Origin of the sequence: Paenibacillus thalictri, assembly GCF_004307995.1 — a bacterium.
GTDB classification, from domain to species: domain Bacteria; phylum Bacillota; class Bacilli; order Paenibacillales; family NBRC-103111; genus Paenibacillus_AF; species Paenibacillus_AF thalictri.
On record NZ_SIRE01000025.1, the window covers coordinates 34022 to 46854 of the forward strand.

At 52.0% G+C, this 12833-nt stretch carries 13 protein-coding genes; 3 read left to right on the forward strand and 10 right to left on the reverse strand.

Translation table 11 applies throughout. The features are described 5' to 3' along the window. Positions 1-55: 55 nt before the first annotated feature. From EYB31_RS29590 to EYB31_RS29615, 6 genes are all read right to left on the reverse strand, one after another. Entirely contained in the window at positions 56-835 is a 780-nt protein-coding gene (locus EYB31_RS29590) for an SDR family oxidoreductase (protein WP_131017100.1), read from the reverse strand. Further along, positions 832-1554, reverse strand: coding sequence for a Cthe_2314 family HEPN domain-containing protein (locus EYB31_RS29595; protein ID WP_131017101.1), 723 nt, complete (start codon positions 1552-1554; stop codon positions 832-834). The genes EYB31_RS29590 and EYB31_RS29595 overlap by 4 nt, the downstream gene beginning before the upstream one ends. Before the next feature lie 59 nt (positions 1555-1613). Beyond that, complete coding sequence (locus tag EYB31_RS29600) at positions 1614-3374, reverse strand: UbiD family decarboxylase (protein ID WP_131017102.1); 1761 nt, start codon at positions 3372-3374, stop codon at positions 1614-1616. Between the two features lie 3 nt (positions 3375-3377). Then, a complete protein-coding gene (locus EYB31_RS29605) occupies positions 3378-4331 on the reverse strand; it encodes a COX15/CtaA family protein (RefSeq protein ID WP_338119996.1) in 954 nt (317 codons plus the stop codon). 201 nt (positions 4332-4532) lie between these two features. Beyond that, positions 4533-4874, reverse strand: a complete 342-nt coding sequence (locus tag EYB31_RS29610; RefSeq protein ID WP_131017104.1) for a thioredoxin family protein — start codon at positions 4872-4874, stop codon at positions 4533-4535. A gap of 137 nt (positions 4875-5011) precedes the next feature. After that, entirely contained in the window at positions 5012-5977 is a 966-nt protein-coding gene (locus tag EYB31_RS29615; RefSeq protein ID WP_170318284.1) for an MraY family glycosyltransferase, read from the reverse strand. Between the two features lie 220 nt (positions 5978-6197). On the opposite strand from EYB31_RS29615, the gene EYB31_RS29620 reads away from it, so the two are divergent. Continuing rightward, positions 6198-7040 (forward strand): SPFH domain-containing protein, encoded by an 843-nt coding sequence (locus EYB31_RS29620; protein ID WP_131017106.1) that lies wholly within the window; start codon positions 6198-6200, stop codon positions 7038-7040. Between the two features lie 25 nt (positions 7041-7065). Further along, the gene (locus tag EYB31_RS29625; protein ID WP_131017107.1) at positions 7066-7302 is read left to right on the forward strand and encodes a type II toxin-antitoxin system antitoxin; all 237 of its coding nucleotides are present in this window, start codon (positions 7066-7068) and stop codon (positions 7300-7302) included. Between the two features lie 154 nt (positions 7303-7456). On the opposite strand, the gene EYB31_RS29630 is transcribed toward EYB31_RS29625, so the two are convergent. Both EYB31_RS29630 and EYB31_RS29635 read right to left on the reverse strand, forming a co-directional pair. Beyond that, entirely contained in the window at positions 7457-8932 is a 1476-nt protein-coding gene (locus EYB31_RS29630) for a copper amine oxidase N-terminal domain-containing protein (RefSeq protein ID WP_131017108.1), read from the reverse strand. Between the two features lie 123 nt (positions 8933-9055). Further along, positions 9056-9931: an AraC family transcriptional regulator gene (locus tag EYB31_RS29635; RefSeq protein WP_131017109.1), complete on the reverse strand. Its 876-nt coding sequence runs from the start codon at positions 9929-9931 to the stop codon at positions 9056-9058. 204 nt (positions 9932-10135) lie between these two features. Between EYB31_RS29635 and EYB31_RS29640 the strand changes: the two genes are divergently transcribed. After that, positions 10136-10513, forward strand: coding sequence for a hypothetical protein (locus EYB31_RS29640; RefSeq protein ID WP_131017110.1), 378 nt, complete (start codon positions 10136-10138; stop codon positions 10511-10513). 55 nt (positions 10514-10568) lie between these two features. Here EYB31_RS29640 and EYB31_RS29645 read toward each other — a convergent pair whose 3' ends face one another. Together EYB31_RS29645 and EYB31_RS29650 are read right to left on the reverse strand one after the other, a co-directional pair. Next, on the reverse strand, positions 10569-10847 hold the full coding sequence (locus tag EYB31_RS29645) for a hypothetical protein (RefSeq protein WP_131017111.1): 279 nt from the start codon (positions 10845-10847) through the stop codon (positions 10569-10571). A 71-nt stretch (positions 10848-10918) separates the two neighbouring features. Further along, positions 10919-12562, reverse strand: a complete 1644-nt coding sequence (locus tag EYB31_RS29650; RefSeq protein ID WP_240763002.1) for a putative polysaccharide biosynthesis protein — start codon at positions 12560-12562, stop codon at positions 10919-10921. Positions 12563-12833 lie beyond the last annotated feature (271 nt).

A 12833-nucleotide genomic window follows, 5' to 3' on the forward strand; every position in this document is an offset into this window, starting at 1 on the left:
ATGGCCCCGCTTCGCCTAACGGCATAGCGGGGCTTTTTGTATATAGTTAGGCGGGTTATTTCCACGATTTAATCGGCCGGATCGGGTCGAACCCTCCGGATATGTCGATGATATTGCCGGTGATAAAATCCGACTGCTCCCCGCACAAGAAAGCGATCACTCTTGCGATATCTTCCCCGGTGCCCGGGCGGCCGCGCGGCGACTCGTCGTCCGTAATGCCTTCCACCTCGGAGATCAGCTTCTCCTTGTTATCGCCGCGAATATCGCCAGGACACATCATGTTTACGGTAATGCCGTATTCGGCTTCTTCTTCGGCAAGCGTTTTCGTAAAAGAAACGAGCCCGACCTTGGCTGCGGCATATACGGCGCGGTGGGGCCAACCTCTAGCTTCCGCTGCCCGGCCGAACCCGAAGTGAATAATTCTGCCCCATTTGTTTTCCCGCATCAAAGGCAATGCCATATGATCCAGCTGCATCACGCCAATCAGGTTGCCGCGAAGCAAATATTCAATCTCTTCAGGGGTATAATCGGCAAAACGCCGGCGTTCCCTTATAAAAGGTCCTGCGTTGTTGACCAGTATATCCAACCGCCCGAAACGGCGTTGAATACAGCTGACCATATGCTCCAACTGCTCCGGCTTCGTTACATCGGCCTGCACTGCCAAACACTCGGCTCCGAGCCCTTCTATGCGGCTGCGCAGCTGCACAGCCTCCTGCTCGCTGGACACGTAATTAATCACAATGTCGCAGCCCGCCTCGGCTAAAGTAAGAGCCGTCATTTTACCCAAACCTTTGGCGCTTCCCGTTATCAGAGCAACCTTGCGCTGCTGCGTCATGTCCGTTTCCTCCCGCCGCTTCGTTTCAGCATATGGTCATATAGACAGATCAGCGCACGGCAGGTCATCTCGAAGGAAATCGTCAGATCGTCCATATTGCCGCTAATGTTCTCAACGTGTGTTTTTTCTTCCCGTGGTGCGAGCATTTCCTTGGCATTCAGCAAATCGTCGAGCAAATCGGCGTTCAGCATATGAATTTCCATGTTGCGCTGGTTGCGCAGCCGCTCCAGCTCGGGTTTGTACTTCACCTTCATGTCGTACAAACATTGCTCCAGCTCCGTTTCAATGCCTCTCTGATGCATCGTGCGCAAAACGGTGAAATAAGAAAACCTCAGCTTGACCTGCTCTGTTTTCAGATCAAACGCTTCGTTCATGAAATAACCGATTTTGTCGAGGATCGAAAACAAACGAATAAAGGCATTTTTATAAAAATAAATATGGCGATGGTAGTCGTCTTGTTCCTCTTCGGACATATCCTCAACATATTGCTTATTTACATTAGCTCCGCAGCGCCGTGCGCAATACACGCTTTGCTCCAGCTCGTCCAGCGCGCGAATAAACCCTCTGCTCCACAGCTCAAGACGGCGTTCTTTATCGACCGTTTTACGGTTCTTAGGTTGTTTCCCCAGCCTCGCTAAATACGATTCGATCGCATGATTGGCGTCATGCATCAAGCCGACGTCTTGCCGACGCGTTTCTCCGAATAGTTGTCGTAACATGCATGCCTCCTTTTAAGTGCGTGTTCAAAAGACGTCTTTTTGAACTACCTCTTTAAGCATCAGGCAAAATATTCGTTCCATCGCCGGTCTACCAGCCTGACAATATCCTCCCGCGGAAACAACTCGTCCGGATCACCCGGTTTCATGCGGGCATCGACAATCAGCGGAATTTCGTAGGTTATATGGTGCCGGCGCACTTTTGCATTGGAATACATGTCAGCCGCAGGATGAAAGCGGGTAAATACGGTCCGCAAAAATGAAGTTTGGTTTTGTACAGCCGCAGCGGCGTCATCAACGAGAACAACAAGCGGCCACGGGGACAACTTGGTTCCGGTCCCCTCCAGCAGCCGTTCGGCCAAACCGGGGTCCTTCTCGTATGAAGCGCCTTGAACCATAAGGCAGCCGCGGGAGTATACCACCACGTTCGTAATTCCCGGCAGCTGCCCCCCGCTATATTGAGTCAGCAGATGGCGTATAGGAGCGCCCAGGCCAAGCAGCACCGCCTTGCTGCCGTGGTTCGGCCTGCTTCCCGTATGATCGGGCGTATCCTGCGGCGTATTGTTGAAAATAATCAAATCCTTCGCCGGATCGAACCTCTCCAGCACCGTTTCCAACAGCTGCGGAAAATGTTCCAGATCGACCGGTTGATCGGTCAGCATCAGGAACTTCGTCTGCGTCAGCTGGCTTTCGCCCAATATGCGAAAAGCCAACGTCAGCGCCTCTCCTTGATAGCTTTCCCTAACCGCGGCCGCGGCAAGCGCGTGAAATCCGGTTTCCGTATAAGTCCATAAACTTTTGACGCCGGGCATAACAAGCGGTACCGCCGGAGACAGCAAGCGCTGCAGAAATTCGCTGAGATAATCATTCTCCTGTTTCGGCTCCCCGACGATAGCTGCCGGATAGATCGCATCTTTGCGGTGCCAGACGCAGTCGATTTGAAACACAGGGAAATCATGAGAGAGAAAGGAGCCATAACGATCCCCAAACGATCTTTCGGGATGGCGCAACGATGGCTGTACACTGCCGCAAATAGCGAATTCCGCTTCGGCCACAAGTCTATGGCCGCCGTTGGGATTGTCGGCGAGCGGCAGCTTGGAGCCAAGCAGCAGCGAGGCTAACAGCAGCTTCGGCAAGTGCTCGGGAACCGAGGCGACAGCTGAAGCGGTCAATGCGGGCGGTCCGCCCAAAAAAACCGTAACAGGCAGCGCCGTATTGCGCCGCGCGGCTTCGTCATAGCGGAAGCCGCCGCCCTTATGCAGCTGCCAATGCATCCCGGCAGTCCGCTCGTCAAACACCTGCATGCGGTGCATGCCGAGATGGTGACGACCGGTATCCGGATGTTCCGTATACACAAGAGGCAACGTAACAAACGGTCCGCCGTCCTCTTGCCGGCTGACCAGATTAGGCATACCGCGGAGCGGAGCCGAAGTATTGCATACTTGCAGGACCGGAGCGGCCGGCTGCGGCACCTGCTTTGTTCCCGCCTTAAGCAAGTCCATCAGCATATTGCGCTCGTTCCACAAAGCTTTTGGCGTCGGCGGTATGAGTGTATTCATCGCTTCGACCATCTGGCGCACCAACTGCTCCGGACGTGCTCCGAAAGCAAGATCCACCCTGCGGCTTGTCCCGAATAAATTGGCGACAACCGGAAATTTGCTGCCCTTGACATTGGTAAAAAGCAAAGAGGGCCCCTGCTCGCCGATAACCCGCCGATGAATTTCCGCTAGTTCCAGGTTAGGGTCAACAGGGGCCGATACGACCTGCAATTCGTGTTCTTGCTTTAACAATTCCAAAAAAGAGCGCAAATCCGGATGGGTCATGCTTTAGCTCCTCTCGGCGGCGCGAACGCCGGCTACCTCCGTTTGCTTTGCCCTAATCGCCAGCACGGTCAAATAACTCAACATGCCGAACAAGCAGGAAACAAGCAGCGTATGCAATAAGCTGGCAAGCAAATACGAATCATACCCCATCGTGTAAGTAACCAAAGCGCCGCTCAAAATTTGCAGCACAACAAAAATCAATGACCATTGGCTCCATTTATAAACGGAATCCGTCCGCTTGTATGTTTTGGAAACGGTGGCCAGCAGCAAAATAACCAAGATCAGCATGCCGATTGCCGCAAGCCTGTGCGCAAACACGATTCCGGTTTCTCCGCTCAGTTCGGGGATCACCTGCCCGTTGCACAACGGCCAGCCCAGACACCCGCCGGACGATTTGGTATGTCTGACAAAAGCGCCTAAGTATACGACTCCGTAACAATACAGCGTTGTTAGCCAAATGCCCATCCGCAGACCGCTCGACATGACCGTCTTCTGACTGGACGAGCCTGACTTCGTATACGCTAAAGCAAGCAGCAGCGTAAGCGAAAAGGCCAGCAGCGAAAATCCGAAATGAAGCGCAAGCACCGGCGAAGATTGAGGCCAAACAACCGCCATGGCGCCAAGAATCGCTTGCAGGATTGTAAAAAACAACCCGCCGGACGCATACCATTTGACTTCTTTACGCGCATTCGTCAAAAAAACGAGCACAAATACGGCCAGCATCAGCATGCCGGCAAGTCCCGCCACAAAACGGTGGCTGTATTCTATCATCGATTCGATGGTGTAGGCAGGCACAAATTTGCCGTTGCATAAGGGCCAATCGTCGCCGCAGCCCCGGCCCGATTCCGTCTTGGTCACAAGCGCTCCCATCAGGAGGACAAGAAACATAAAGATCATATTCACAAAGGCGGTCGGTTTTATGAGGGAATTAAGTTTATTGGAGGTTGTCTTATTCACGTTCAGTACCTTCTTCCTGATCATTCGCTGAAAACCTTTCAACACCCTTAATTATAGCCTAATAGACAGCCAATTCCACGCGCAATTGTTACAATATGACGGCACGTGCTCCCCCAATGCCCTTGCCCCGCCCAACGTCCCCCTGAATGTTCAAAACGGACGGCCCGAAGGCTGTCCGTTATCCCGGCTTGCAAACATCAATTATTTCAGCGCGCCTGCCACTTCTACAGCGCGGTCCAAAAACTGCTCGATTTCTTCGCGTGTTTTGCGCAGCTTGCTCACGAAACGAACCAGTTCCTTGCCTTCCCGAAACGCGATGAAACTCGGAATGCCCAGAATGTTCAACTGCTCGCATAAGTCCGGCATCTCGTCGCGATCAATCTCGATAAAACGGAGACGGTCCGCATACTGCTTCTCCACGTCCGGCATAAACGGATTCATAAAATGGCAATCCTTGCACCATGTCGTCTTAAACACCGCAATGGTCAGCTCAGGCCCGGCAATTTTGGCGTTAAAAACGTCTTCGGTTTTCACTTGTTCCATAATGATATGCACCGCCTTTATTTTAGTTTTGGATAATGGTTATTTTATGATTCCATGAATTTCCCGTCAATGCCGGGATGTATTCTTACTATATAGCATGCCCCGTAATTGTCAATCTATTGCAATTATAACGGGCGCTACACGTTAAGCAGCAATAAAATAATCGAAGACAAGCTGAAGCAAACGCTGATTAAATACAAGAAAGCAACCACTTGCTTTGGCTTCAGCCCGGCTCTCAGCAGCCGGTAATGGGCTTGACTCGCGTCCGCTTGATAAATTGGCTTGCCTTGCAGAAACCGTCTGGCAACCACAAACACATTGTCGAAAATCGGTACGCCCAGCGCCAAAATCGGAATGAACAACGACAGCACCGTCGCCTGTTTAAACGCCCCGTCAAGGGCAATAACGCCGAGTATAAAGCCGAGAAACGTCGCGCCCGCGTCGCCCATAAACACTTTGGCGGGCGGCTTGTTGTAGCGCAGATACGCTGCCGACACACCGACCAGAATAATCGCCATTAACGCCGATTCGCTTTGGCCTTTAACGATAGCCACTATAAACAACGTGACGGCCGATATCGACGACAAGCCTCCGGCCAGACCGTCCATCCCGTCGGAGAAATTAATGACGGTAGTGACCCCGAAGATCCACATGATCGTCAGGATGAATTGCAGCCATACCGGCAGCCCGACGAATTCGCCGCTGAACGGATTATAGAAGCCGTCAAACGTAATGCCGGAGAAATAAACGATCACCGCCGCGGACAGCTGCACGATGAACTTCGGTAAAGCGGGGAAGTCTTTTCCTTGCGTTTTGTACCAATCGTCTACGGTCCCGATAAACAGGAGCAGCAGCGAACCTCCGAGAATCGCAAACATTTGGCCTGACATATGGCTGGAGAATACCAAGTATGTAGCGGCAAATCCGGCGAAAATCGCAAAACCCGCCGTAAGCGGAATAGGGTCTCTATGGATTTTGCGCTCGACGTCTTTACGGGGCTTGTCCACAAAGTCCAACCGGAAGGCCAGTTTGCCCAAAGGCGGTATCAATAAATACACAATCAGGAAAGATATCAAAAAGGACAAAGCGTAATAGATGGCCATCAACCCCCATAATTGCGGTAATAGTTGCCATCTTTATTATAGGGCTATTATAACGCGATGTCGACATCGGGCGGCAAAAACCAACATCATCCATTTACAGTATTTTGAAAAAGTGATATCATATAAATATCAATACAATATTAATTCAATTTCAACATCTGAAGCTACTGCTTGCAAAGCCAGTTTTACTGGCGCAAAAAATGTTAAGGAGATGAACGCGATGAAAGAACGCAATGCTTGGAAGATGAACGGTTACGTCGGTATACTGGGCCTGCTGTTGTGGGCCTTAATCGGATTCATTCTTATGTCTTACGGATTGGTTGTCCTGGGAGTCGCCATTATCATTATTGCCGCCCTGCTTGTCAGCTCGATCACGATTGTGCAGCCGAATGAAGCGAAGGTGATTCTCTTTTTCGGCAGTTATGTCGGGACGATCAGCCAAAGCGGAATGTGGCTGACCATTCCTCTGGCGATTCACAAGAAGGTATCGCTGCGCGTCCGCAACTTCGACAGCTCCAAGCTGAAGGTCAACGACGTGGAAGGCAGTCCGATTGAAATCGCCACCGTTGTCGTATTCCGTGTGGTGGACACCGCCAAAGCGATGTTTGATGTCGACCAATACGAGCAGTTCGTCAAAATTCAAAGCGAAACCGCGCTTCGTCACGTAGCCAGCAAATACGCATACGATGTGTTCGGTGACACCGGTTATTCGCTGCGCGGCAATTCCGAAGAAGTCGGCATGGAGCTGAGCCGCGAGCTGCAGGAACGCCTTGCCGTAGCGGGCGTTGAAGTGGTGGAAGCAAGGCTGACCCACTTGGCGTATTCCACGGAAATTGCCAGTGCGATGCTGCAGCGCCAGCAGGCCGATGCGATCGTCGCCGCGCGCCAACGAATCGTAGAGGGCGCTGTCGGCATGGTGCAGCTTGCGATTGCCCAACTGCAAAGGGATGGCATTATCGAATTGGATGAAGAACGTAAAGCCGCGATGATTAACAATCTGCTGGTGGCGATTGTATCGGACCGTTCGGCTAACCCTGTAATTAACACGAGCAGTCTGTACTAACAGACCGTCTCTATAGCTTCCGGTCATGGCTCAGAAAAAGAACTTTCCGCTGCGGCTCGATCCGAAGCTGTATGAAATATTGGAGCGTTGGTCTGCCGATGAATTCCGCAGCGTAAACGCACATATCGAATTTTTGCTTCGCGAAGCCGCAGCCAAGGCCGGAAGGCTGCCCAACCGGCAGCCGCCACCGATTCCGGCTCCGCAGGACGATATAACAAAAACTTCTATCGAAGTCCCTTCAAGGATGAGCGACCGCGAGTAAGCGGAAGTTTATTCTTGTGATAAAAAATTTGTTCAGCTCTGCTGAAAACATAAATTGTTTATCGTTAACAAAGGCCTGAGCTCACCTTGCGGTGTGCCCAGGCCTTTGTGCCGATTCAGCGATTCCAGAGAGGAGCGCGTCCGGCTTACGTTTCCTAGTCTCTCACAATAACAACCGTACCCGTGTCCTGATCCCAGCCAACGATGCCGCCAAGCTGCTCGGCAATAAAACGGACCGGCACAAACGTCAAGCCGTTTGTCAATTCGGGCGCGCTTTCCAATTTCTTAAAAACCCCGTTGACCGAAGCCGTCTGATTGCCGATGGTCATAATGATTTTGACGCCGCGCAGTTCATCGTTGATTTTCACCTGCTTGGTCGCTTCATCCCAATCCACGTCGGCGTCAAGCTGTTCCGATACGAAACGCGCGGGTACAAAAACCGTGCCGTTTTTGTTGTACGGAGCAGCGGCGTTTCTGCCTGAGTTATCCATCACCAGCCGGATATCTTTGTTGGTGATTCTGAAATCTTCCTTCAGCACCTTGTAAGCGAGCGATTTCGGATCAAACGAAGCTAACAGCTTGGACGGGTTGATCGCGCCGGTAAACTCCGCAATCCCGGTTTTGAACAGATCGACTTTCTCCATCTCCACCGGTTTGTTTATATTCCACATTTCCGAATTCATCGTTACCTTGACCCCAGCCAATCCTTCCCATTCCTCCGGAGGCAGCTCTAGCTTAAGCTCATAAGCCGATTTGCGGATCAGATTGTTGCTGTCGATGTAAATATCCGCGGCAAGGGACTGCTTGTTGTTCAGCAGCGGGCTCACCTTCTTGCCTTTGTCTGTGGACAAAAACTCGTCTACCGTATTTTTGCTGTTCAAGAAACCCATAACCAGACCGACGACAAACGATTTATTGTCAAGAAACGGCACGTCGATACCCAGTGCATCCGATAAAAGATTAGAGTCCTGAGAGCCGGCGAATATGTCGTACAGCTGTCCGATCAAACTTTTGGTCGAATCATCATCGGACAAATTGGCCAGTAATCCTTTGACCCACGTCGTCAATTCCGCTCCGTTTAATTCGGCGTGCACATTTTTCAACGTCAACATTTCATCATGAATCGGTAAATTCACCGACTTCGTTATAAAACGGGACGGATTCGGCATATTTTGAGCCAATGACACCATCAGCTGATTGCTGAAATTCGTCAATTGGCCGGACAACTGCTCACCCTTCGCTTTATCCCCGGCATAACGGATGACGATAGGTTTCTTTGATCCTTCCGTCTGAATCATGATATCCGTACCGGAGGCGTTTACCATAAACGGAATATTCCCTTTTGCAAACGCCAGCTCGCCCTTAAAGGACATATGCTGCATGTCCTGGGTTTTCACCTCGCTGAGCGTCAGTTTAAAGGCCCCCAGCAGATCCGCCCATTTCTTCGTTTCTCCGCTTAATTCCACTTTATCGTCAGGAAGCAAAGTGATTGCAATCGTACGTGTACTTTCGCCGGAGGTCGCCGTAAGCGAGTTTTTCATCGCTTGGTTCATGTTGATCCCGTCCAACGTTTGACAGCCGCTTAAGATCAGCAGCAGCGCAACAGTCAGGCAGGCGATCCATTTTTTCATCGTTCCTCACCCTCTTTCCAACTTTTTTAAAATAAAACACCACTATTTAATTACTAGACTTGCCGCCCGATTCCTTCCGGAAAATCGCAAAAGATTTGAATATCCGGCGACAAATCGCTCCGTTTATGAATAAATCGGCGGCACCAAGGCGTGATCGCGGAATTGCTTCGGCGTAAAGCCGGTCACCTTCTTAAACAGCCGGCAAAAATAAGAAAAGTTGGCGATCCCGACACGCGCTCCGACATGCTCGATCGGCAGCGTATCGGTACTCAGCAAATAACAAGCCTGCCGAATGCGGCGGGCGATTAAATAATCGGAGATGCTGCTGCCGGTTTCCTCCCGGAACAGATGAGAGATATGGTGGCGGGACAAATGAAGTTCCTCTGCCAGCTTGCCCAGATCAAACGGTTCCGCGTAACGCTGCTCCAGATAATGCATAATCGTCTCGGAGTGCCTTGCGCTCCTCACCGCGGCTGCCGGTCCGGATTGGCTGCTGAGCAGCATCCCCAGCACATCCAGCAGTTGAACAACCATCAATGAGGCGTTCTCAAACAACTCCTTGCCTCTGCCCAACGATAAGCTGTTGTGATAATGAGCAAGCATCGCGTTAATATAAGGCTCGCTGTCTCCCATCCGGACACTTTGGCTGGACATGCCGCCTCTCCACAGACGTTCGAAAAACCGGTGCGCGGCGGGAAACATGTTGACAAACGGAACAAGCGCGGTCGGCTCAAACGTCACGACAGTCCGCTCGTAAGGCGAATGTTCGCTAACTTCAAAGTGCACTCTATGCAGTTGGTAAGGTTGGATGCACAGCGCCGTGCCCGATTCGAGCGGCTGCAGCTTACTGTTGATTACGACATGCCCCTTGCCTTGATGGACAATCAAAAGCTCGATGCCTTGATGATAATGATAGAACCCGTCGTAGTCGCCGATGGAATAATCCCGGTATTTGATGTGAATCGGATTCTGATGCAAATTGAAATAAGCCATTTTCATCGATTGCCAGCTCCTCAGCGGTCGTCTAAAAAGCGCAATACAGTGACATTTTTGAGCAATCCAATATGACTTCGGGATTCGATTGTTTGCTATTATTTTAGCATACAGAAGCTTACTGCGGTTATGACTTTAGTGTAATTGTCACTGTGTTGTTTTGTTTGGCGTAATCCGGGGCTGCTGTCATTATTTCCGGGGAGTGATGATATGGCCTTGCACGATTTGGTGACCGAGTCGGAATTATCGTGCATTTTGGACGGGATCAAAGATTTTCTCGTCGAGACGTATCAAATTACTGGCGATGAAGCTTCACGGATTGCCACAAGCGGGGAAGCGCTGGCGGACGATTACTTATACGACTATTCGCCTTATTTGGAATGGCTCGCCTCGATCCGCCAATATATCGGCGACACGTTCGAACAGCAATCCGCCAAGGAAATTGAAAACGAATGCGAAGAAACGCGGCGGATGGTGAAGGACGCAGCGGTTTGGCTGGCCTTTGAATGCGCCAAGCGCTACTACAACAACTCCAGCTTCGAACTCGCCAGAAACCGCCAAGGCGCCGGCAACAGCCGCTGCAAATGAAACAGCCCCTCCCGCCATCTTGGCGCAGAGGGGCTTGCTTTGCTGGGACCGGCGATTAATCCACGTAACCGGCAACGCCTTTTTCCATCAAATAATCCATCTCCAGGTCCAAAATCGTTTCGATCGTCAGCTCGTCCAACTTGACGTCGCGGCGGCTCAAGATGTAATCCACCAATTCATCGCTGTCGATATCCACTTCGCCTTTGGCATCCTCTTGAGCGCTGTCGATAAACTGCTGCGCGTGCCCCAGAACAAGCTTGATTGTGCCGATATCCACTTTCACTTTCGCCGCGATATATTCCAATAACTCTTGCTCGTTGATCGTTTCGCTCATGGTTTATGCAATCTCCTTTTAATTGTGGTAAATGGTTGCTTTTCCTCTTAAGAATTTGATGGGCAAGCTCGTTAACCCCGCTGGCCTTGGCCGCGCTTCGGCAATCTTCCGGCAATTTTGCCTACCAGCTTACGAATCGGGGCCGGCATATGCTGTACATCCTCCATCGTGACGGTGCGTGTCGCCATCAGCAGCAGCGGGTAAGCGGCGGTCAAGATCGCACAAGCGATCACCGACTGCAGCAGGTTGTTCAAGACCGCATTGGCAAACGGGTTGATATACGCGGCGTTAAGCCGTTCGATCCCCCAGCCGAGCAGCGCAATCACGGCTGTCGAGCCAAGCAGTCCCCACCAGCGGGAGCCGAGCACCCGGAATTTCACCGTTTGCTTCAGCACGTACAGGTTCCATATGGTCATAACGATAAAGCAAAGTCCTGTCGCAACAATAATTCCGTATATGCCAAGGACCGGGGCAAGCAGAAAGCTGGCCAGCAGTTTGACGGCAATACCGGCCGCAACGCTGGCGACAAGCGGCTTCATCCGCCCTACGCCCATCAGCACGGCACCCGACGTTTGCATCACGATCTGGAACATCGCGCTTGCCGTCAGCAGCGTTATGATCGGGGCGGCATACTGGATCACAACCGGAGTGCCCGCTCCGAAAATAAATCCGTTCAGCGGCCGGGCGGCGGCGCAGATGACCAGCACCATCGGCAGTCCGCTCAGCACGGAAAGCTGCAGCACGCGGCCCGTTTGCTGCGATACCTGCGCCAGATCTCCGCGCGAGTAAGCGCCGGAGACGATCGGCACCACCGATTGGCTGAGCGCAACCGCAAGAATGATCGGAATCCCGGCGAGCGACTGCGCCCGGCCGGTCAGGATACCGAGCATTTCAACCGCTTCGGCGTGGCCTGCCCGTCCTTCCAGCAGCGGTGTCACAATCGTCGAATCAATGGTATAAATAAGCGTCACGGTAATGGAGAAAATAACGATCGGAATCGATAAACGGAACAACTGGCCGTATATCGTTCTATAGGTTATGCGGCTTTCCCCGCCGTCCCGGGCGATGCCCTCCTGCTTGTCCTTGCGGCGCAGCTTCCGGGCAAAATAAATCATCACTACAACCGCCGCCACACTGCCGACAACACCGCCGAACGAAGCGCCGGCCGCCGCGCTCTCCAGCCCGTAGCCAAGCAGCGCATACGCAAGGGCCACCGACGCCACAACGCGGAAAATTTGCTCGATAATTTGCGACAGCCCGTTGGGCAGCATGTTTTGCCGGCCCTGAAAATAACCGCGCATGATCGCAATCAGCGGAAACAGCAGCAGCGCGGGCGCGAGCGCGCGGATCGCCGGCAGCGCCTCCGGATTACCCGCCAGATTTGCGCTCCAAGGCGCAAGCGCGTACAATGCGGCGGTCATCACAACGCCTGCGGCAAGGGAGAACAACACAGCCGCATGGTACACGCGCTCCGCTTCGGCATGTTTCCCAAGCGCCGTGCGCTCCGAGATCATCTTGCTGAGCGCACTTGGAATACCCGCGGTCGCCACAACCAGCAGCACCGAATATAAATTAAAGGCGATGCCGTACCACGCCATCCCCTTGTCCTCCAGCAAATGCACAAGCGGCACCCGCTGGACGACGCCCAGCGCACGGGCGACAAGCGCAGCAATCGTTAATATCAGCGTTCCTTTGACTAATGAATCTTTTGACAACTTGCAGCCCTCTTCCCCAATTCCGCAAACCCATATATTGCAGATCATTTCGATATTTTAATCACTTACATATTGTAGTGCTTTCGGTAAGGAGGCGCAATGCCCTCTTGTCGGTCGACATTTTTCGTGTTATGATGAAATCAATCATTTATTCCATAACAAGTTAATACATCCATTCATGGGTCAGAGATCTGGAGAAGACCGGTGACGTGCTGTTCTGTTTTTTGAACAGTATTGTTCCGTGTCTTCTTTTTATTTTGCCCAAAAACCA